Genomic DNA, 20,988 nt, shown 5'->3' with positions numbered 1-20,988 from the left:
GGGTCCGGCGCCCCGTGCGTGACGCGGGGACCCGTGCGGCTCAGAGCTCAGCCCAGGGAGCAGGCCGTGCCGTTGAGCGTGAACGACGAGGGGTTCGTGTTCGTGCCGCTGTACGCGCCGTTGAACCCGATCACGGTGTTGCCGCCGGCCGGCAACGAGCCGTTCCACGACTCGTTCGTCAGGGTCACGTTCGACCCGGACTGCGACGCCTTCGAGCTCCACGCCTGCGTGATGGTCTGGCCCGACGGGAACGTGAACTTGAGCGTCCAGCCGTTGATCGCCGACGACGAGGTGTTGGTGATCGTGACGTTGGCGGTGAAGCCGGTGTTCCACGAGTTGACCTGGTACTGGACCTTGCACGCGGTCGACGGCGGCGGCGTCGTGGGGGGCGGCGTCGTGACGACCGGGGTGGTCGGCGGCGGCGTCGTGACGACGGGCGTGGTGGGCGGGGGAGTCGTCACGACGGTCCCGCCGAGCGCCTGCGCGAGCGCGTCGTACGCCGGCTTCTTCGCGTAGTTGTCGTCCCACACGAGCGCGGCGCCCTGGCCCGAGAACGTGCCCGGGACCCATGAGTACTTGTCGGTGATGCCCCAGATGGTCAGGCCCTGGCAGCGCGTCACCGCGAGGCACGCCTGCGCGACCTTCTTGTAGTCGGCGGCCTGCTGCGTGAGGCCCGACTGCGTGGCCGGTGTCGACATGCGGATGTCGAGCTCGGTGATGCGCACGTCGACGCCGAGGTCGGCGAAGCGCTGGAGGTTCTGCTGCAGGTCGGACGGGATCTGCCCGACGATGAAGTGCGACTGGAAGCCGACGCAGTCGATCGGGACGCCGCGCGACTTGAAGTCCTTCACCATCGCGTAGACGCCGTTGGACTTCGCGCCGATGTTCTCGATGTTGTAGTCGTTGTAGCAGAGCTTGGCGTTCGGGTCGGCGGCGTGGGCGGTGCGGAACGCGTCCTCGATGTAGCCGTCGCCGAGCTTCTGCTGGAACGGCGACCCGTCGCGGCGTGTGCCGTCCTCGTCGAACGCCTCGTTGACGACGTCCCAGGCGAAGACCTTGCCCTTGAAGTGGGTCGCCTCGGCGGTGATGTGGTTCTCCATCGCCGTCTTCATCGCACTCGCGCTGAGGTTCTGGACCCAGCCCGGCAGCTGCTGGTGCCAGACGAAGTTGTGGCCGTAGACCTTCTTCCCGGTCTGCTGCGCGTACGCGACGACCTGGTCGCCGGGGCCGAAGTTGAAGCTGCCCTGCGACGACTCGACGGTGTCCCACTTCATCGCGTTCTCGGGGACGACGAGGTTGAACTCGCTGTCGGCGATCGACTTGTACGCCGACTCCGACAGCCGGTTGGGGTCGAGCGCGAAGCCGATGTCCTTGCCGTTCGCGCCGGCCAGGTCCTTCAGCGTGCTGGCGGCCTGCGCGGGGAGCGCGAACGCGCCTGCCGTCACGAGGCAGGCCGCGACGGCGACGACGCCGATGCGGGCGGCGCGGTGGGACGTGCGCGCGGGGCGCGCGGGTGCAGTACGGGTCGCTCGGTGGCGGGCGCCCTCGGTCGGGGTCTGGGGCATGGGTGTGACCTCCTTGTCGGTCCGGTGCCGCCGAGCAGCCTGACGACGCGCGAGGCGGGCGGCGAGGTTCCGAAACGGTTCAGCAGAGCGGCGCAGGTTTCGAAACCGTCGGACCGTGGCGGGGCGCGACCGAGCGCCCGACGGAGAGGGGGCCGGTCAGCCCTCCGGAGTCGCGGGCGGGGCGTCCCGCAGTGCGCCGGCGATGGCCTCGAAGGCGGGCTTCGGCTGGACGTCGTCGTCCCACACGAGTGCGGCACCCTGGCCGGGGAACGTCGTCGGCACCCACGAGTACTTGTCGGTGACGCCCCAGATCGTCACTCCCTGGCAGGCGGCCACCGCCAGGCAGTCGGCGAACACGGTGCGGTAGTCGTCCGCCTGGCGCGCGAGGTCGCCGTCGCTGGCGGGCGTCGCCATGCGGATGTCGAGCTCGGTGATGCGCACGTCGACGCCGAGAGCGGCGAAGCGCTCGAGGTTCTCGACGAAGTCCTGCGGCACCCCGCCGAGCACGAGGTGGCTCTGGAAGCCGACGCAGTCGATCGGCACGCCGCGGGACCGGAAGTCCTTGACCATCGCGTAGACCGCGTCGGACTTCGCGCCGATGTTCTCGATGTTGTAGTCGTTGTAGCAGAGCTTGGCGTTCGGGTCGGCGGCGTGGGCGGTGCGGAACGCGTCCTCGATGTAGCCGTCGCCGAGCTTCTGCTGGAACGGGGAGTCGTCGCGGCGCGTGCCGTCCTCGTCGAACGCCTCGTTGACGACGTCCCAGGCGACGACCTTGCCCTTGAAGTGCTCGGCCTGCTGGCGGACGTGGTTCTCCATCGCGGGCCGGAGCGCCGCCGCGTCGAGGCCCGCGACCCAGGGTGCGAGCTGCGAGTGCCACACGAGGTTGTGGCCGTAGACCTTCTTGCCTGCCGCCTGCGCGTACGCGACCAGCGCGTCGCCCTGCGAGAAGTCGAAGTGGCCCTGCGACGGCTCCGTGTACTGCCACTTCATCACGTTCTCGGGCGTGACGAGCGTCGCCTGCGCGTCGACCACCGCCTTCAACGGCGCGATCGCGAGAAGGTCGGGGCCCGTCGCGAACCCGACGTCCTTGCCCGCGCGCGCGGCGAGCGCCCCGAGACTCGCGGGCGCCGTCTCGTGCGCGGCCGGCGCGGACGACGGGGCCGGGCCGGTCGAGCCGTCGCACGCGGTGAGCGCCGTCAGCAGGAGAGCCGCGCACGCGGCGGTCGCGCCGACGAGGGGAGCCCGGCGGCGGACGGCGCGGCGCGGGGCGGAGCCGTCGGCAGGCCCGGCTGTCGTGACCATGGGTGACCTCGTCCTCGAGTTCGTTTCGGCGCATGCGACGCAAGTTGCGGGGTCCAGGCTACTGGTGGGCGCGTGCCCCGCGGCCGGCAACGGGCGGCGATACCGGGTGAACGCGGCGCCTGCGCGATCCATGCAGATGCATGGAGCATGCTGGACGGATGACGAGCGGACGCGGGCGCGACCACGGGCGCGAGCCGACGACGCGCGAGACCGCCGAGGCGTGGGAGTCGCTGTTCCGCGCGCAGGTCACGCTCCTGCGCCGCCTGCAGCGCGACGACGTCTGGGGTGACCTGACGTTGCGCGAGTACGACGTGCTGTTCGCCCTCTCGCGCGCGCCGGGGCAGACCCTGCGGCTGCGCGACCTCGGCGAGGGCAGCCTGCTGACGCAGCCGTCGCTGTCGCGGCTCGTCGAGCGGCTCGAGGACGACGGGCTCGTCGCGCGTGGTCCGGTCGCGGGCGACGCGCGCGGCGTCGCCGTCACGCTCACCGATGCGGGCGCTCGCGCGCAGCGCGAGATCGGGCGGCGGCACGTCCGGTCCATCCACCGGTTCGTCGCGCCGGCCCTGGACGCCGACGAGCTCGCCCGGCTGCGCGAGCTCACCGACCGGCTGCGGGCCGCGCAACGGGACATCCCGGGCCCGCGCTGACGGGCGCTGCCGGCCTCGGAGCGGCCAGCGCCGCACCGCCGGCGCCTCCTCAGGACCTCGGGCCCATTCGTCCGGATCGCTCACCCGCGACCATGGATGGAACGAGCGCGCGCCGGCCGACCGCGGTCAGGTCCCGGGCGCGCGTGCTCGGTCGAGAGGAGCAATCGATGGACGTCCTGGTCAGTGTCGCGTCGCGGCACGGTGCCACCTGGGAGATCGGCGAGGCCGTCGCAGCCGTGCTGCGCGAGAACGGCCACCGCGTCACCGTGCGCGAGCCGCAGGACGTCGCGGACGTCGCGGGCTTCGACGCCATCGTGCTCGGCTCGGCGGTGTACCTCGGCCACTGGCTCCCCGCGGCGCGTGACCTCGGCGACCGCCTCGTCGGCCGCACGCACGGCAAGGCGGTGTGGCTGTTCTCGTCGGGCCTGGCGACCCAGCCCGCCGCGGCCGCCAACTCGCCGCACGAGATCGCGGCGCTCGTCGAGGCGCTCGACGCGCGCGGCCACCGCAGCTTCCGCGGCCGCCTCGACCTGGCGCAGCTGAGCTTCGCCGAGCGCGCGCACATCGCCGCCGGCCGGGCGCGAGCCGGCGACCACCGCGACTTCGAGGCCGTCACGGCGTGGGCGGACGGCATCGCGACCGAGGTCACGCCGCTGCTGGTCTGACGCTCCGGGCGGTTCCGACGTCCGACCGGTCCGCCCGGACCGACGGTTCAGCGTGTCGACGCGCGCCGCAGCGCGCGCAGCTCCGCGATCACGGCGGGCATCGGTGGGCGCCCGTCGGACTCCGTGGTGGTCATCGCCGTGAGCAGTCGCACCCAGTCGGCGCCGAAGCGCTCGGGCACCGACACGGGGGAGAGCAGGCGCGCGAGCGAGCTCGCCAGCGGGTCCCCCGGGTAGGCGCGCTCGCCCGTGAGGCACTCGAGCAGCACGAGCCCGAGCGAGTACACGTCCGCCGACGGCCCGACCTGCTCGCCGAGCGCTTGCTCGGGGCTGATGTATCCCGCGGTGCCCGAGGTCAGCTGCTCGGACCCCGCGCCGGGCGTCGCGGCGCGCGCGATCCCGAAGTCGGCGAGCACCACGGGCAGCCACGGCGCCTCGCTCCCGCCGCCGCTCGCCCGGTCCGGCGCGACGAGCACGTTCGACGGCTTGACGTCGCGGTGGACGACGCCCGCGCCGTGGGCGTGGTCGAGCGCGCGGGCCAGCTGCAGCCCGACGTCGGCGACGAGGCCGGGTTCGAGCGGACCGTCGGCGAGCGTGTCGCGCAGGGTGCGCCCGTCGACGAGCTCCGTCACGAGGAACGCCACCGGGCCCGCCTCGCGCAACGTGTCCGCGCCGACGTCGAGCAGCGCGACGAGCCCGGGGTGCGACAGGCCCGCGAGCACGCGCGCCTCGGCGGCGTACTGGCGGATCTCCGACTGGGACGCCGTGCCGAGCGCGAAGACCTTGATGGCGACCTCGCGCCCGAGCCGCGAGTCCGTCGCGCGGTACACCTCGCCCGACCCGCCCTGGCCGAGCGGCGACGCCAACCGGTACCGGCGGACGAGCTCGACGCCGGCCAGGTCGCTCGACGGACGCAGGGGCACGGCTTCCTTCCGTCTGTCGGCGCCGCGGAGCGGCGGTTTCTCGATGTCCGCATCGACGGTAGGAGCCGAGGGCGAGGCCCGCACGCCGGAACGCGGGTGGTATCCGCCACGTGACGGCGCTCGGGTCGGCGTCGCGCCTTCCCCGCGCCGCACACGACCGCAAGCGCCCGCGCCGGTTCGCCGAAACACGTCGACCTCTTGCAGCCCAATGCAAACGACTTGCGCTGTTCCCTACTAGCATGGCGGTCATGTCACGGCGTCTCGCAGAGGTTGCACGCAAGGTCGGGGTGTCCGAGGCGACGGTGAGCCGCGTGCTCAACGGCAAGCCCGGCGTGTCGGAGGCGACGCGCGAGTCGGTGCTCACCGCGCTCGACGTGCTCGGCTACGAGCGCCCGACCAAGCTGCGCGGCGAGCGCGCGCGCCTCGTCGGCCTCGTGCTGCCGGAGCTGCAGAACCCGATCTTCCCCGCGTTCGCCGAGGTCGTCGGCGGGGCGCTCGCGCAGCAGGGCTTCACTCCCGTGCTGTGCACGCAGACCGCGGGCGGCGTCTCCGAGGCCGACTACGTCGAGCTGCTCCTCGGCCAGCAGGTGTCGGGCATCGTGTTCGCGGGCGGCCACTACGCGCAGCGCGACGCGTCGCACGGGCACTACGAGCGGCTGTCCGACCGCAACCTGCCGGTCGTCCTGATCAACGCGTCGATCGAGTCGCTGCCGTTCCCGCGCGTGTCGTGCGACGACGAGGTCGCGGTCGAGCAGGCGATCGGCCACCTCGCCGCGCTCGGCCACACCCGGCTCGGCCTCGTGCTCGGCCCCGTCGACCACATGCCGTCGGAGCGCAAGCTCGGCGCGGCCCGCGCGATCGCCGCGCGCCTCGGGCTCGAGCTGTCGGACGACCAGGTCGTGCGCTCGGCCTACTCGCTCGAGAGCGGCCAGGCGGCCGCGACGCGCCTGATCCGCGCCGGAGTGACCGGCATCGTGTGCGCGAGCGACCCCCTCGCCCTCGGCGCGATCCGCGCCGCGCGCCGCGCCGGCCTGCGCGTTCCTGAGGACATCTCGGTGGTCGGCTACGACGACTCCGCGTTCATGAACTGCACCGAGCCGCCGCTGACGACGGTCCGGCAGCCGATCGAGTCGATGGGCCGGGCCGCGATCGACCTGCTCGTGGGGCAGATCGGCGGCGCGTCGGTGCCGCAGGAGGAGCTGCTGTTCGAGCCCGAGCTGGTGGTCCGCGGCTCGACGGCCCCGGTCTCCGCCGCAGCGCCCGCGCGCGCCTGACCTGCTCGGGTCGCGGACAGCGACCGACCCGGACCACACCGCTCGGCTCGATCCACCACGCCCGGCTCGAGCCGCAGCGCTCGTTTCGAGCAGCTCGGCGGGCCGCCCGCCGGTCGGCGCCGGGAGGCGCGAACCGCGGGCCGGTCGCCGCGCACCGCATCGGCCCAGGGTGGCCGTCGCGCCGTCGCAACGCGCCGTGTGGTCCCACGCGAGACCTGTGGCTTCAACCACGGGCCTCGCACGCAACCACAGGTCTCGCGCGCAGGCCGGGGTCGCGCGGGCCAACGTCAGGTCGGATGCCATGACACGGCTGGCACGCGGCGGCGGGTCGCGAGAGCGCACCACCGGGCGCGCGGTGGCCCGCAGGATCCGGGCGGACGCGGGGTGTGGCGGCCGTCACGTCGTGCGTTCGTCCGCCGACGATGGCGATCTCCCGGCCATTGGTCACACTTTGATAACTCGGTTGTCGAGTTCTTGCGTGCGTCTCGTCGGAACCTTTAGTGTCTGGACCGCAGCCGGGACGACGCGGTGTCGCCGACGAGGACGACACGGCCGGACCGGAGGCGAGCACCAGGCGGAGCGGCACGGACGCCGCGGCCCCCGGGACTCGTCAGGCACGCACCTTCGATCCACCCGACCGGCGCCGACGCCGGTCCGCGAGAGACGAGAAGCTCAGTGGCCCAGGCTCAGCCCGAGACCGACCCCCTGTGGTGGCGCGGCGCGGTGATCTACCAGGTCTACCCGCGCAGCTTCGCCGACGGGAACGGGGACGGCACCGGCGACCTCGCCGGTCTCCGGTCGCGCCTGCCCTACCTGCGCGACCTCGGCGTCGACGCGATCTGGGTGACCCCGTGGTACGTCTCGCCGCTCGCCGACGGGGGATACGACGTCGCCGACTACCGGGCGATCGACCCGGCGTTCGGGACGCTCGAGGAGGCCGAGGTCCTCATCGCGGAGGCGCTCGAGCTGGGCATCCGCACGATCATCGACGTCGTCCCCAACCACGTCTCCGACCAGCACCCGTGGTTCCAGGCGGCGCTCGCCGCCGGCCCGGGCAGCCCGGAGCGCGCGCGGTTCTGGTTCCACCCGGGCAAGGGCGAGCACGGCGAGCTCATCCCGACGCACTGGGTCTCGGACTTCGCAGGCAACACGTGGACGCGGACCACGAACCCCGACGGCACGCCGGGCGAGTGGTACCTCCACCTGTTCGCGCCGCAGCAGCCCGACGTCAACTGGTCGCACCCCGACGTCCGCGCGGAGTTCGAGGACGTGCTGCGGTTCTGGTTCGACCGCGGCGTCGCGGGCATCCGCATCGACTCCGCCGCGCTGCTCGTCAAGGACGCGGACCTGCCGGAGTACGTCGAGAACGCCGGCCCGGGGGAGCACCCGCACGTCGACCGCGACGAGATCCACGACGTCTACCGGTCGTGGCGCGCGGTCGCCGACTCCTACCCGGGCACGCGCGTGCTCGTCGGCGAGGTGTGGCTGCCGGACAAGGCGCGGTTCGCGCAGTACCTGCGGCCCGACGAGATGCACACCGCGTTCAACTTCGACTTCATGGCCCGCCCGTGGGACCCGAAGCAGCTGCGCGAGTCGATCGAGCTGACGCTCGCGATGCACGCGGACGTCGGCGCCCCGGCGACGTGGGTGCTGTCCAACCACGACGTCACGCGCCCTGTGACGCGGTACGGCCGCGAGGACACGTCGTTCGCGTTCACCGCCAAGCGGTTCGGGACGCCGACGGACCTCGAGCTCGGCGGGCACCGGGCGCGTGCCGCGGCGCTGCTCGTCGCGGCACTTCCCGGCGCGCTGTACGTCTACCAGGGCGACGAGCTCGGGCTGCCCGAGGTCGAGGACCTGCCGCTCGAGCTGCTGCAGGACCCCATGCACTTCCGGTCGGGGGGCGTCGACCCCGGCCGGGACGGCTGCCGCGTCCCGCTGCCCTGGTCCGGCGACCGGCCGCCGTTCGGGTTCAGCCCCGACGGCGCGGCGGCGGAGCCGTGGCTCCCGCAGCCCGCGTCCTGGGCCGACCTCACGGTCGAGCAGCAGGCGTCGCGCGGCGACTCGATGCTCCACCTCTACCGCGACCTGCTCGCCCTGCGCCGCCGCGAGGCGTGCCTCGGTGACGGTCCCCTCAGCTGGCTGGACGCGGGCGACGACGTGCTCGCGTTCAGCCGTGGCGACGTCGCGTGCGTCGTCAACCTGGGTCAGCAGCCGGCACCGCTGCCGCCCCACACGGACGTCCTGCTGACGAGCGCTCCGCTCGCGGCCGGGCTCCTCCCGTCGGACACGGCTGCGTGGTTGCGCACCGCCTGACCCCGACACCCGCCCCGCAGGAGCACGATCGCTCGACCCGCCTGACAGCTCCACCGTTCAGCCCGATCCCGCACCACCTCCCGAAGCAGTCCGCAGTGATCCACCACCACCCGCACCTGACCAGGACGGGCGCCCGGCCCGGACGCCCCGACACCGAGGAGTGACGATGAAGTCCCCACGTAGGTACACCGTGCTCGCAGCGACCGCGGTCGCCGCTGCCCTGGCCCTGACGGCCTGCAGCAGCAACGGCAAGGGCAGCGGCGACGCGACCAGCAGCGCGCCCGCAGGCGACCAGAAGGTGACCATCACCGTCGCCGGCCTGCTCCCGACCGCCGACGACGCCGCCAAGAAGCAGCTCGCCGACCGGGTCGCGTCGTTCCAGGCGAAGTACCCGAACATCACGGTCAAGCCCGAGGACTACAACTGGCTCGCGTCGACGTTCACGGCGCAGCTCGCGGGCGGCACGCTGCCCAACGTCTTCGAGATCCCGCTCACCGACGGCAAGACGCTGATCGAGAACCACCAGCTGGCGGACATCGACAAGTACGTCAAGGCGCTGCCGTACGGCGACCAGTTCAACGAGAAGCTGATCGCCAACGGCACGGGCGACGACGGCCACATCTACGCCGTCCCCGCCAAGTCGATCTACGCCGTGGCGCTGCACTACAACCGGAACCTGTTCAAGGACGCCGGGCTCGACCCCGACAAGCCGCCGACGACCTGGGACGAGGTCCGCGCCGACGCCAAGCAGATCCACGACAAGACCGGCAAGGCCGGCTACGCGACGATGGCGCTCGACAACTCGGGCGGCTGGCAGCTCGCCGCGGGCGCCAACTCGCGCGGCGGCGTCATCGAGAAGTTCGACGGCACCAAGTACACGGCGACGCTCGACGACCCGGCGGTCAAGGAGCACCTGCAGTGGCTCCACGACCTCAAGTGGGAGGACAAGTCGCTGCTCGACCGGACCGACCTCGGCTGGGGCGAGATCAACACCGAGTTCGCGGCCGGCAACCTGGCGATGTACACGTCGGGCTCCGACGTCTACAACGCCCTCGTCCAGGCCAACGGCGTGACGAAGGACTGGGGCTACGGGCTCACCGCGATCCCGACGTCCAACGGCGGCGGCGCGCTGACCGGCGGCACGATGGCAGCGGTCACCAAGGACTCGACGGACGCCCAGAAGGACGCGGCCGTCAAGTGGATCGACTGGTGGTACCTCGCGAAGCTGCAGGACAAGGACCAGGCCATCGCCGACGCCAAGGGTCTGGCCGAGCAGAACCCGCCGCAGGCGGTCGGCACGCCCGTCCTGCCGATCTTCTCGAAGGAGAACTACCAGCAGTCGCAGGAGTGGATCAAGGACTACATCAACGTCCCGCTCGACGACATGAAGGGCTACACGGACGTGATGTTCACGCAGAACCTCGTGCCCGAGGCGTCCGCGTCGGTCCAGGACCTCTACGCGCAGCTGTTCCCGGTCGTGCAGGCGGTCATCTCCGACAAGAACGCCGACATCGACAAGCTGCTCAAGGACGCGAACGCGGCGGGTCAGTCCGCGATCGACTCCGCCAAGTGAGCCGTTGAGGTGGCGCCGGCCGACATGCGACACGTCGGCCGGCGCCACCGGCGCACCTCGCCGATCCTGATAGGAAGCCAGACATGACCACGGACGACGTCGTCCTGACCAAGTTCCCGACGGGGACCGGCAAAGACCGGCCCAAGCCGCGCCGGACGCCCGCGACCTGGGTGCGCCGCGGCGGCCTCACGGCCCTGCTGTTCGGGCTGCCCGCCCTGCTGATCTTCGGCATCTTCTCGTGGTGGCCGATCGTCTCGGCCGTGGTGATGAGCTTCCAGAAGACGAACCTGACGGACCCGGCGGTGTGGGTCGGTCTGGACAACTTCAAGGAGATCTTCTCCGACCCGCTGCTGCCGACCGTCATCCGCAACACGGCCTGGTTCGCGCTGCTCGCGCTGATCTTCGGCTACCCGGTCCCGTTGATCGGCGCGGTGCTGATGAGCGAGCTGCGGCGGCGCAAGGGCTTCTACTCGGCGCTCGCGTACCTGCCGGTCGTCGTGCCGCCGGTGGTCGCGGTCCTGCTGTGGAAGTTCTTCTACGACCCGCGCCCGGAGGGCGTGTTCAACACGGTGCTCGGCTGGGTGGGCCTCGGCCCCTACAGCTGGCTCAACGACCCGCACATGGCGATGCCCTCGCTCGTGCTCGAGGCGACGTGGGCCGCGGCCGGCGGCACCGTCATCATCTACCTCGCCGCCCTGACCGCCGTCCCCGCGGAGCTCTACGACGCGGCCGAGGTCGACGGCGCCTCGGTGCTCCGCAAGGTCTGGCACGTCACCATGCCTGCGCTGCGCAGCATCCTGCTCATCACGCTGATCCTGCAGATCATCGGCACGGCCCAGGTGTTCCTCGAACCGTTCCTGTTCACCAACGGCGGCCCGAACCACGCGACGCTGACCGTGATGCTGTGGGTCTACCAGCTCGCCTTCACGTCGATCGGCAACCGGTACGGCGAGGCGACGGCGCTCAGCCTGCTGCTCGCGGTGTTCCTCGCCGTGCTGTCGCTCGTCTACTTCCGCCTCACCCGCAGCTGGAGCACCTCGTGACCACGACCGACACCCGCACCCCGCTGGCCGCCCCGGCGGCGGTCGTCGCCGGCGCCGCGACGGGCCGCCGTCGACGGGCCTCGTACGTCGAGCCCGACCGCGGCGCGCTCTCGACCGCCGACTGGCGCCGGCCGGCCGTCCGGCACACGTGGCGGACGATGCACGTGCTGCTGCTCGTCCTGCTGCTCGTCTGGTGCCTCGGGCCGCTGCTGCTGCTCGCCAAGTTCGCGTTCACGCCGACCGCCGACATCCAGTCGACACCGCTCGAGTTCTTCCCGAACGGCGCGACGACGCAGAACATCGAGATGGCGTGGACCAGGTACCACATCGGCCAGTTCTTCATGAACACCGTGTGGGTCGCGCTGGGCTCGTGGGCCTGCCAGGTGCTCGTCGCGACGACCGGCGGGTACGTGCTCTCGGTGCTGCGGCCGCGGTGGGCGAAGCTGCTCAACGCGGCGATCCTGACGACGCTGTTCGTGCCCGCCGTCGTGCTGCTCGTGCCGCTCTACCGGATCATCGTGCACCCGCCCGTCGGCGGTTCCCTGATCAACAACTTCTTCGCGGTGTGGCTGCCGGCCGGTGCGAGCGCGTTCAACGTCGTGCTCGTCGCACGGTTCTTCTCGTCGCTGCCGCACGAGATCTTCGAGGCGGCGCGGATGGACGGCGCGGGCCCGTTCCGGCTCTTCTGGAGCATCGTGCTGCCGATGAGCCGGCCGATCCTCGGGGTGGTCTCGGTGTTCGCGGTCATCGCGTCGTGGAAGGACTTCCTCTGGCCCTTCCTGGTGCTCAAGGACCAGTCCGTGATGCCGCTGTCGGTCTACCTGCAGCAGATGGCGAACGTCGACAAGGGCACGCTCATGGCGGCGCTCGCGATCTCGACGCTCATCCCGATCGCGATGTTCCTGATCTTCCAGCGCATGTTCCTGCGCGGTGCAGGCCTCGGCGGCGCCGTCAAGGGCTGACGCCCGCACGAGAACGGCGTCCGATCGTGCCCACGCCCCCGATCGCGGGGTTGCCGGGCGCGGTCGGGCGCCGTCCGTCTTTTCTGACACGCCGTCGGGATCGATCTCACGCCCGCGGGCCGGCTCCCGTGGCCGGTCGGCGGGAGCCGCGATGACATGATCGAACCCGTGGCCCCCACCTCGTCGACGAGCTCGACCGTGCCCTCGCAGACGCCTGTCGCGGCGCCCTACGACGCGCTGCTGCTGTACTCGTTCGGCGGCCCCGACGGTCCGGACGACGTCCTGCCGTTCCTGCGCAACGTGACCGCCGGCAAGGGGATCCCGGACGAGCGGCTCGCCGAGGTCGCGGAGCACTACCACCACTTCGGCGGGCGCAGCCCCATCAACGGGCAGAACCTCGCGCTGCAGCGCGCGCTCGCCGACGAGCTCGCGCGCCGCGGCGTCGACCTGCCGGTGCTGTGGGGCAACCGCAACTGGGCGCCCTACACCCGCGACGCGCTGCGGGCCGCGCTCGCCGACGGCTCGCGCCGCGTGGTCGCGCTCGTCACCAGCGCCTACGCGTCGTACTCGGGCTGCCGGCAGTACCGGGAGGACCTGTGGGGGGCGCTCGAGGACGTCCGCGAGGACCTCGGCCTGCCCGCGGGCGAGCAGCCGATCGCGGTCGACAAGGTCCGGGCGTACTACAACCACCCGGGCTTCGTGGAGGCCAACACCGACGCGCTCGTCGAGGCGTTCGAGAAGGTCCCGGCCGACGCGCGGGTCGTGTTCGTGACGCACTCGATCCCCGACACCATGGAGGCGGCGTCCGGGTTCGCCGGGCCGTCGTACCGGGCGCAGCACCTCGACGTCGCCGCCCAGGTCGCGTCCGCCGCCGCCGCGCGGCTCGGCCACGACGTCGCGTGGGACCTCGCCTTCTGCTCGCGCTCCGGGCCGCCGAGCCAGCCGTGGCTCGAGCCCGACGTCAACGACCACGTGCGCGAGCTCGCGGCCGGCGGCACGACCGCCGTGGTGATCGCACCGATCGGCTTCGTGTCCGACCACATGGAGGTCGCGTTCGACCTCGACACCGAGGCGCTCGAGACCGCCGCCGGGCTCGGCCTCACGGCAGTCCGCGCCGACTCGGTCGGCACGCGTGAGCCGTTCGTCCGCGGCCTCGTCGACCTCGTGCTCGAGCGCGCCGCCACGGCGCGGGCGCTGGACGCGGGCGAGCAGCCGCCCGTCGGCGTCACGGTCGGGGCGCACCCTCCGCGGCGCGACGTCTGCCCCGTCGGCTGCTGCCGTCAGCGCGACGGCGTGGACTCCGGCATCCCCGCCGCCTGCTCGGTCGACCCGCTCGGCTGAGCGAGCCCGACCCCCGCACCCGCTCTCGTTCCGCACGCCGCTTCCGTCCGCACCTGCCCGCCCCCGAGGAGCTCCCCGTGACCGTCGACGCCGAGGCCCTGAACGCCACGATCCGCTACACGATGTGGTCGGTGTTCTCGCTCGAGGACGCGCTGCCCGAGGCCGCGCAGGAGCGCGCGGCGATCGTCGCGGACGCGCTCGCCGCGGTCGAGGCCACGGGCGTCGTCGTGCGCGGCTGGTACGACGTCGCGGGCCTGCGCGCCGATGCGGAGCTGATGGTGTGGTGGCACGCCGAGACGGTCGAGGAGGTGCAGGCGGCGTACGAGCGACTGCGCGCCAGCGAGCTCGGCCGGCACATCGCGCCCGTGTGGTCCGTCGTCGGGCTGCACCGCCCGGCCGAGTTCAACCGCTCGCACCTGCCCGCGTTCCTCGCGGGCGAGCCCGCGGGCGACTACCTGTGCGTGTACCCGTTCGTCCGCTCGTACGACTGGTACGTGCTGCCCGAGGCCGACCGGCGCCGCATGCTCGCCGAGCACGGCCGCGCCGCCGCGGGCTACGCCGACGTCCGCGCCAACACGGTGTCGGCCTTCGCGCTCGGCGACTACGAGTGGATCCTCGCGTTCGAGGCGTCGGAGCTGCACCGGATCGTCGACCTGATGCGCGAGCTGCGCGCCGTCGATGCGCGGCTGCACGTGCGCGAGGAGGTGCCGTTCTACACCGGACCGCGCGTGACGCTCGCGGAGTGGGCGGAGCGCCAGCCGCGCGGCTGACGCCTGCAGCGCGCGACGCCTGCAGGCCCGGGCGTGTCGTCGGCGGTGGTGCCATCATCGGCAGCATGGTCGACCTCACGGGAACCTGGCGCGTCGCCGAGGTGTCGGGTGCCGACGCCGGCACCGACCCCGAGCGTGCGCCGTGGCTGACGTTCGACGGGGACGGCCAGGTCTACGGGTTCGCCGGCGTCAACCGCGTGCGCGGCACGTGGGCGCGCGAGGGCGACACCGTGACGTTCGGCCCGCTCGTCAGCACGCTGATGGCCGGGCCGGAGCCCGCCATGGAGCTGGAGTCTGCACTGACGCGCCTGCTCGACGGGCCGCTCACCGTCGCGGAGGCGGACGGCTCGCTGGTGCTGCGCGCGCCGGACGGCCGGGCGGCGACGCTCACGGACGACCCGCCCGCCGCTGCGCTCGCGTAGCGGTTCCCGCGCCGCCCCGGCGGCTCAGCTCTGCCAGCGCGCGGCGACCGCCTCCAGCGTCGCGATGCGCGTGCCGACGTCGTGGCTCGTGCCCGTGATCATCAGCTCGTCGGCTCCCGCCCGGTCGACGAGCTCGCGCAGCGCGGCGACCGCGGCGTCGGCGGTCGTCGCGATCTGCGTGCCGGGCACGCGCGCGAAGAACTCGGCCGCCGCAGCGGGGTCGAGCTCGCCGAGGATCGCCGCCGCGTCGTCCGGCGTGACGATCGGCTCGAGCGGTCGTCCCGTGCGCAGCGCGAGGGCCATCACGCGGCTCGGACCGGCCAGGTGCTGCGCCTCGGCCTCGGTGTCCGCGACCAGCACCGACGACGAGACCATGAGCCGCGGCTCGGCGAGCACCGCCGACGGCCGGAAGACCCGGCGGTAGGCCGCGGCGGCGTCGAGCGTCAGCCCCGTGTTGAAGTGGTGCGCGTAGCTGAACGGCAGCCCCAGCTCGCCGGCGAGCTGCGCCGAGAACAGGCTCGAGCCCAGCAGCCACACCTGCGGCGTCGAGGACGCGGCGGGCGTCGCACGCAGCCGGAGCGCACGCGCCGACGGCTCCGCGCCGCGCGGCGTCTGGCCGAGCAGCGTCAGCACGTCGAGCAGCTCCGCGGGGAAGTCCTCCGCGCCGAGCCCCTCGACCGTGCGCCGCAGCGCCGCCGCGGTGAGCGGGTCGGCGCCGGGCGCGCGGCCGATGCCCAGGTCGACGCGTCCCGGGTGCAGCGCCTCCAGCATGGCGAACTGCTCGGCCACGACGAGGGACGGGTGGTTCGGCAGCATCACGCCGCCCGACCCGACGCGGATCCGGTCGGTCGCCGCCGCCAGGTGCGCGAGCAGCACACCCGGCGACGTCGACGCGACCGAGGGCATCGCGTGGTGCTCGGCGACCCAGAACCGCGCGTAGCCGTGCGCGTCGGCCGCGCGCGCGAGCCGGGTCGTGGCGGCGAGCGCGTCGGCGGTCGTCATGCCGGCGCTGACGGGGGAGGTGTCCAGGACGGAGAGCGGTGTCGTCACGACGTGCGCAACGCGCGGGGGCGCCCGCGTACTCCACGACGTCGCCGCCCGGGCGCGGGTCTCGCTCGCCCCCCCCGCGCCCGCTACGTGCGTCCGGCGGGCGGTCGGCCGCGCGTCACGGGTACAGCCCGCGGATCAGGTGCGCCTCGGCCACGCGCCGCACGCCGATGACGAGCGCCGCGTCGCGCAGCGACACCGACTCCGCGCGCGCGAGCGCCGCGACCTCGCCGTAGGCGGTCGTCATCCGCTGCTCGAGCCGTTCCTCGATCTCCCGCGCGGTCCACCAGTACGCCTGGTTGGCCTGCACCCACTCGAAGTAGGAGACGACGACGCCGCCGGCGTTGGCGAGGATGTCCGGCACGACGACGACCCCGCGCTCCGCGAGCACACGGTCGCCCTCGGGCGTCGTGGGGCCGTTGGCGCCCTCGACGACCCAGCGCGCCTTGACCCGCCCTGCGGCCTCCGCGTCGAGCACCCCCTCGACCGCCGCGGGGATCAGCACGTCGACGTCGAGCGCGAGCAGCCCGGCGTTGTCGATCGGCTCGCCGCCCGGGAAGCCCGCGACCGTGCCCTGCTCCTGCACGTGCCGCTGGAGGGCGGCGACGTCGAGCCCGTCGGGCGCGTGCACGCCACCGTGCTCGTCGCTCACGGCCACCACGCGCGCGCCGGCCTCGGCGAGGAACCGGACGGCGTGCGAGCCGACCTTCCCGAAGCCCTGCACGGCGGCCGTGACCTCCGCCAGGGAGGTGCCGGCGTCGGCGAGTGCCGCGGCGGCGGTGTGCACGACACCCCGGGACGTCGCGGTCGCGCGACCGAGCGAGCCGCCCACCGCGAGCGGCTTGCCCGTGGTGACGGCGGGGATCGTGTAGCCGATGTTGACCGAGTACGTGTCCATGACCCAGGCCATGACGCGCTCGTCCGTGCCGATGTCGGGCGCCATGATGTCCCGCTCGGGGCCGATCATCGGCATGATCTCGCTCGTGTACCGGCGGGTGACGCGCTCGAGCTCGGCCGCCGAGTAGGTGCGCGGGTCGATCGTCACGCCGCCCTTCGCGCCGCCGTACGGCACGTCGACGATGGCGCACTTCCACGTCATCCACATGGCGAGAGCGCGCACCTCGTCGAGGTCGACGCCCGCCGAGTAGCGCAGGCCGCCCTTGCCGGGGCCGCGCGAGATGTTGTGCTGCACGCGGTAGCCGCTCAGCACCTGGATCGAGCCGTCGTCGCGGCGCAGCGGGATCGCGACATTCATCTCGCGGCGGGGCGTCGCGAGCACGGCGTGCATGCCGGCGTCGTAGCCGAGGATCTCGATCGCCGACGCCAGCTGGGCCTGGGCGGTCGCGAGCGCCGAGCTCGTCGTGGCGGGGGTGGGGGCCGGCGGAAGGGTGGGAGCCGGCAGGAGTGACGGTGACGACGCAGGGGTGGGCGTCGGGGTGTCGGGCACAGGAGCCTCCGGTCGTGGCGGGCGGCCGGCGCCGATGCCGGTCGCCAGGGGAGCGCCGTGCCTCCACCCTGCCACCGGGCGCCCGCACATGCCGTCAGGTGCGGTCCGGCACACACTGGGTGCCGGACGAGGAGGACGACGACGAACGACGACGAGCACCCGGCACCGACCCGGCCGGCCGCCGCGGGCCACGACGACAGGGATCGCGGAGCGCCGGAGGGGACCTCACCGGACGGCGTCGGCCGGGATCCCGCCGTGCGCCCGGACGACCGGCGCGGACGGCCGGGCCGCGAGCCACGTGACGTGGCCGCACTGGTGGACGACGCCGTCGCGCTCGCGCACCGATGGCTCGGCGCACCCGACGACGACGTCCCCCGCCGCGAGCGGGTCGCGGCCGAGCGGCTCGCCGCGCTCGTGGGCGACCCGGCTGGCCTCGACCTCGCGGTGCGGTTCGTGGACCGCGTCGCCCGGCCGAGGGACGTGCGGGTCGCGGCGCGCGAGCTGGCAGCCCTGCGCACGGCGGTCGGCCACGCGAGCTTCCTCGGCGCCGCGGACCGCGCGCTCCTGACGGGCGGGTCGTTCGCCGCCCGGGTCGCGCCGGGTGTCGTGGTCCCCGCCGCCCGCGCCCGGCTGCACGCGCTCGTCGGCCACCTCGTGGTCGACGACGGACCCGCGCTCGGGCGGCACCTCGCCGCGGCCCGCGCCGAGGGGTTCGTCGTCAACCTCAACCTGCTGGGCGAGGCGGTGCTCGGCGAGGCGGAGGCCGGGCGGCGGCTCGACCGGATCCGCGGCCTCGTGGCGCGTCCCGACGTCGAGCACGTGTCCGTCAAGGTCTCGGCCGTCGCGAGCAACCTGACGCCGTGGGACGTCGACGGCGGTGCGGACCGCGTCGCGCAGCGCCTGCTGCCGCTGCTCGACGAGGCCGCCGGCACGGGCACCGCCGTGACGCTCGACATGGAGGAGCACCGCGACGTCGACCTGACGCTCGGCGTCCTGGAACGGCTCGCCGACGAGCCCGCCGGGCGCCAGGCCGAGCTCGGCGTCGCGCTCCAGGCGTACCTGCCGCGCACACCGTCGGACCTGGAGCGCGTCGTCGCCGCCGCTCGTCGCCGGGCCGACGCCGGGGGAGCGCGGCTCGCGGTGCGGCTCGTCAAGGGCGCGAACCTCGCCATGGAGCACGTCGACGCGGAGCTGCACAGCCGCCGACCGCCGACGTTCGCCACCAAGCCCGACGTCGACGTCGCGTACGTGCGACTGCTCGCCACGGCCCTCGACCCCGCCGTGGCCGACGCGCTCGTCGTCGGCGTGGCGAGCCACAACCTGTTCCACGTGGCGCTCGCGGTGCTGCTGGCCCGTGCGCGAGGCGTCGAGCGCGCGGTCCGCGTCGAGATGCTCCAGGGCATGGCGCCGGCGGCCGCGCGCGCCCTGCGGGACGACGTCGGCCGCGTGCTGCTCTACACGCCCGTCGCGGCGCGGCAGGACCTGGACGCCGCGGTCGCGTACCTCGTGCGCCGGCTCGAGGAGGCCGCGGCGCCGCAGAACTTCCTCCACGCGCTCGCGGCGCCCGACGCGCTCGCCGGCCAGGAGGCCGCGTTCCGGGCGGCGGTCAGCGCGGCGGCGGACGACGAGCGGGCGACCGACGAGCGGAGGGCCGAGGAGCGGGCGACCGACGAGCGGGGGGACGACGACGCGACCCCAGGTTCGGTGGCCGGCGCAGTCGGGTTCCCCCACGCCCCCGACACCGACCTGGCGGTCGCCGCCGACCGCCACCTGCTCCGCTCGGCGGTCCGCGCATGGACCGTGCCCGACGGCTCGTCGGGAGCCGGCGGCGCCTCGGGCCGTCCGGCCGCTCCTCCGCGCCCGGACCCGGACCACGCGGTCGTCGTGGTCGACACCCGCGGCGTCGATGCGGCGGTCGCGCGGGTCGCCGCCGCGGGCCGCACCTGGGGCGCGCTGGACGCCGCGACCCGTGCCGGCATCCTGCGGCGTGCGGCCGAGGAGCTCGCGCACCGGCGGGCCGAGCTCGTGGGCGTCATGGTCGCCGAGGCCGGCAAGACGGTCGCCGAGGCCGACCCCGAGGTCAGCGAGGCCGTCGACTTCGCGCGTTACTACGCGGACCGCGCGCTCGAGCTCGACTCCGTGCGTGGTGCGACGCACGCGCCGGGCCCGGGCATCACCCTCGTGACGCCGCCGTGGAACTTCCCGATCTCGATCCCCGTGGGCGCGGCGCTCGCGGCCCTCGCCGCCGGCACGGGTGTGCTGGTCAAGCCCGCGCCGCAGACGCCCCGGTGCGCGCGGGTCGCCTTCGCGGCCGTGCACGCCGCGCTGGACGCGGCCGGTGCACCGCTCGACGCGCTGCTCGTCGCCGAGTGCCCCGAGGGCGACGTCGGCCGCCACCTCGCGACGCACGACGGAGTGGCGCGCGTGCTGCTCACCGGCTCGATCGACACCGCCCGGCTGTTCGCGACCTGGCGCCCGGACCGCGACGTGCTGGCGGAGACGTCGGGCAAGAACGCGATCGTCGTGACGCCGTCCGCCGACGTCGACCTCGCGGTCGCCGACGTCGTGCGCTCGGCGTTCGGCCACGCGGGCCAGAAGTGCTCGGCGGCGTCGCTGCTCGTCCTCGTCGGCTCGGCCGGGTTCGACGACCGGCTCCGTCGGCAGCTCGCCGACGCCGTGACCTCGCTGCCCGTCGGCCCGGCGGAGGACCCGCGCACCGTCGTCGGCCCGCTGATCGACGCCCCGCATGGCGATCTCCTGCGCGCGCTGACCACCCTCGACCCGGGGGAGGAGTGGCTCGTCCAGCCGCGTCGCCTCGCGGACCGCCTCTGGACGCCCGGCGTGCGGCACGGCGTCGTCGCCGGCTCGTGGTTCCACCGGACCGAGTGCTTCGGGCCCGTGCTCGGCGTGGTGCGGGTCGCGACGCTCGACGAGGCGATCGCGGTGCAGAACGCGGTCCCGTTCGGCCTCACCGGCGGCCTGCACAGCCTGGACGAGCACGAGATCGAGCGCTGGCTCGGCGCCGTCGAGGTCGGCAACGCGTACGTCAACCGCACGATCACGGGCGCGGTCGTCGCACGACAGCCGTTCGGCGGGTGGAAGCAGTCGGTCGTCGGGCCGGGCGCCAAGGCAGGCGGCCCCCACTACGTCGCGCAGATCGGCAGCTGGTCCGACGCGCCCGGCGTGCCCCAGGACGACGAGGCGTGGCTCGCGTGGGCGCGCGACGACGACGCGCGGACCTGGGCGTCGATGTCGCAGCCGCTGTCCCTCGGCCTGGCGGTCGAGTCCGACGAGCTGCGCCTGCGTCCGCTGCCGCACCTCACGCTCCGGGTGGGCGACGACGCGCCACCGCGCGCGGTCGCACGCGTGCGCCACGCAGCACGGACCGTGGGCGTCCCGGTGACGGTGACCACCGTCGACGACGAGAGCCACGAGGGGTTCGCGGCACGGGTGCGCGCCGGTGCCGTCGCGGGCCGCGTCCGCGTGGTCGGCGCGGCGCCGGGCCTGCGCGAGGCCGCCGCACCGCGGGCGGGGACCGTCACCGTGCTCGACGGACCGGTTCTCGCCTCCGCCGGGCGCGAGCTGCTGACGATGGTCCGTGAGCAGGCCGTCAGCCGCACGCTGCACCGGTGGGGACACGTCCCCGCCGCACGCGCTGACTAGCGGCAGGGCAGCCCGGTCACGCGTTGCGCGG

Annotated in this window: 16 protein-coding genes; 11 read left to right on the top strand and 5 right to left on the bottom strand. The window is 73.8% G+C overall.

Annotated elements, in window-relative coordinates; translation table 11 throughout:
• Positions 1 to 47 precede the first annotated feature (47 nt).
• Together QRT04_RS03985 and QRT04_RS03980 are read right to left on the bottom strand one after the other, a co-directional pair.
• Positions 48 to 1,565 (bottom strand): endo-1,4-beta-xylanase, encoded by a 1,518-nt coding sequence (locus QRT04_RS03985; protein ID WP_289453681.1) that lies wholly within the window; start codon positions 1,563 to 1,565, stop codon positions 48 to 50.
• A 156-nt stretch (positions 1,566 to 1,721) separates the two neighbouring features.
• Positions 1,722 to 2,867 carry an endo-1,4-beta-xylanase gene (locus tag QRT04_RS03980; protein WP_289453679.1) on the bottom strand — a complete coding sequence of 382 codons (1,146 nt, stop codon included), beginning with the start codon at positions 2,865 to 2,867 and terminating at the stop codon, positions 1,722 to 1,724.
• Positions 2,868 to 3,025: 158 nt separating this feature from the next.
• Here QRT04_RS03980 and QRT04_RS03975 point away from each other — a divergent pair, with 158 nt between their 5' ends.
• The gene (locus QRT04_RS03975; RefSeq protein ID WP_289453678.1) at positions 3,026 to 3,514 is read left to right on the top strand and encodes a MarR family winged helix-turn-helix transcriptional regulator; all 489 of its coding nucleotides are present in this window, start codon (positions 3,026 to 3,028) and stop codon (positions 3,512 to 3,514) included.
• Between the two features lie 167 nt (positions 3,515 to 3,681).
• Positions 3,682 to 4,179: a flavodoxin domain-containing protein gene (locus tag QRT04_RS03970; RefSeq protein ID WP_289453676.1), complete on the top strand. Its 498-nt coding sequence runs from the start codon at positions 3,682 to 3,684 to the stop codon at positions 4,177 to 4,179.
• A 47-nt stretch (positions 4,180 to 4,226) separates the two neighbouring features.
• On the opposite strand, the gene QRT04_RS03965 is transcribed toward QRT04_RS03970, so the two are convergent.
• Positions 4,227 to 5,099 carry a serine/threonine-protein kinase gene (locus tag QRT04_RS03965; protein ID WP_289453674.1) on the bottom strand — a complete coding sequence of 291 codons (873 nt, stop codon included), beginning with the start codon at positions 5,097 to 5,099 and terminating at the stop codon, positions 4,227 to 4,229.
• A gap of 248 nt (positions 5,100 to 5,347) precedes the next feature.
• On the opposite strand from QRT04_RS03965, the gene QRT04_RS03960 reads away from it, so the two are divergent.
• From QRT04_RS03960 to QRT04_RS03925, 8 genes are all read left to right on the top strand, one after another.
• The gene (locus QRT04_RS03960; protein ID WP_289453672.1) at positions 5,348 to 6,373 is read left to right on the top strand and encodes a LacI family DNA-binding transcriptional regulator; all 1,026 of its coding nucleotides are present in this window, start codon (positions 5,348 to 5,350) and stop codon (positions 6,371 to 6,373) included.
• A 675-nt stretch (positions 6,374 to 7,048) separates the two neighbouring features.
• On the top strand, positions 7,049 to 8,689 hold the full coding sequence (locus QRT04_RS03955) for a glycoside hydrolase family 13 protein (RefSeq protein ID WP_289453669.1): 1,641 nt from the start codon (positions 7,049 to 7,051) through the stop codon (positions 8,687 to 8,689).
• Between the two features lie 166 nt (positions 8,690 to 8,855).
• The gene (locus QRT04_RS03950; protein WP_289453667.1) at positions 8,856 to 10,262 is read left to right on the top strand and encodes an ABC transporter substrate-binding protein; all 1,407 of its coding nucleotides are present in this window, start codon (positions 8,856 to 8,858) and stop codon (positions 10,260 to 10,262) included.
• Positions 10,263 to 10,345: 83 nt separating this feature from the next.
• On the top strand, positions 10,346 to 11,305 hold the full coding sequence (locus QRT04_RS03945; RefSeq protein ID WP_289453665.1) for a carbohydrate ABC transporter permease: 960 nt from the start codon (positions 10,346 to 10,348) through the stop codon (positions 11,303 to 11,305).
• The gene (locus tag QRT04_RS03940; RefSeq protein WP_407653549.1) at positions 11,302 to 12,267 is read left to right on the top strand and encodes a carbohydrate ABC transporter permease; all 966 of its coding nucleotides are present in this window, start codon (positions 11,302 to 11,304) and stop codon (positions 12,265 to 12,267) included. Before QRT04_RS03945 ends, QRT04_RS03940 begins: the two co-directional genes overlap by 4 nt.
• A 156-nt stretch (positions 12,268 to 12,423) precedes the next feature.
• Complete coding sequence (locus QRT04_RS03935) at positions 12,424 to 13,608, top strand: ferrochelatase (RefSeq protein WP_407653548.1); 1,185 nt, start codon at positions 12,424 to 12,426, stop codon at positions 13,606 to 13,608.
• 77 nt (positions 13,609 to 13,685) lie between these two features.
• The gene (gene hemQ, locus QRT04_RS03930) at positions 13,686 to 14,378 is read left to right on the top strand and encodes a hydrogen peroxide-dependent heme synthase (protein ID WP_326522450.1); all 693 of its coding nucleotides are present in this window, start codon (positions 13,686 to 13,688) and stop codon (positions 14,376 to 14,378) included.
• A 65-nt stretch (positions 14,379 to 14,443) separates the two neighbouring features.
• The gene (locus QRT04_RS03925; protein WP_289453661.1) at positions 14,444 to 14,800 is read left to right on the top strand and encodes an META domain-containing protein; all 357 of its coding nucleotides are present in this window, start codon (positions 14,444 to 14,446) and stop codon (positions 14,798 to 14,800) included.
• A 24-nt stretch (positions 14,801 to 14,824) separates the two neighbouring features.
• Here QRT04_RS03925 and QRT04_RS03920 read toward each other — a convergent pair whose 3' ends face one another.
• Both QRT04_RS03920 and QRT04_RS03915 read right to left on the bottom strand, forming a co-directional pair.
• Positions 14,825 to 15,850: an LLM class flavin-dependent oxidoreductase gene (locus QRT04_RS03920; protein WP_289453659.1), complete on the bottom strand. Its 1,026-nt coding sequence runs from the start codon at positions 15,848 to 15,850 to the stop codon at positions 14,825 to 14,827.
• Between the two features lie 115 nt (positions 15,851 to 15,965).
• Positions 15,966 to 17,249 carry a Glu/Leu/Phe/Val family dehydrogenase gene (locus tag QRT04_RS03915; RefSeq protein WP_289455696.1) on the bottom strand — a complete coding sequence of 428 codons (1,284 nt, stop codon included), beginning with the start codon at positions 17,247 to 17,249 and terminating at the stop codon, positions 15,966 to 15,968.
• 348 nt (positions 17,250 to 17,597) lie between these two features.
• Between QRT04_RS03915 and QRT04_RS03910 the strand changes: the two genes are divergently transcribed.
• Positions 17,598 to 20,957 (top strand): proline dehydrogenase family protein, encoded by a 3,360-nt coding sequence (locus tag QRT04_RS03910; protein WP_289453655.1) that lies wholly within the window; start codon positions 17,598 to 17,600, stop codon positions 20,955 to 20,957.
• Positions 20,958 to 20,988: the final 31 nt, after the last annotated feature.

The organism is Cellulomonas alba (genome assembly GCF_030362835.1).
In the GTDB taxonomy this organism is placed as follows: Bacteria; Actinomycetota; Actinomycetes; order Actinomycetales; family Cellulomonadaceae; genus Cellulomonas; species Cellulomonas alba.
This window is presented reverse-complemented; position numbering and strand designations above follow the sequence as displayed.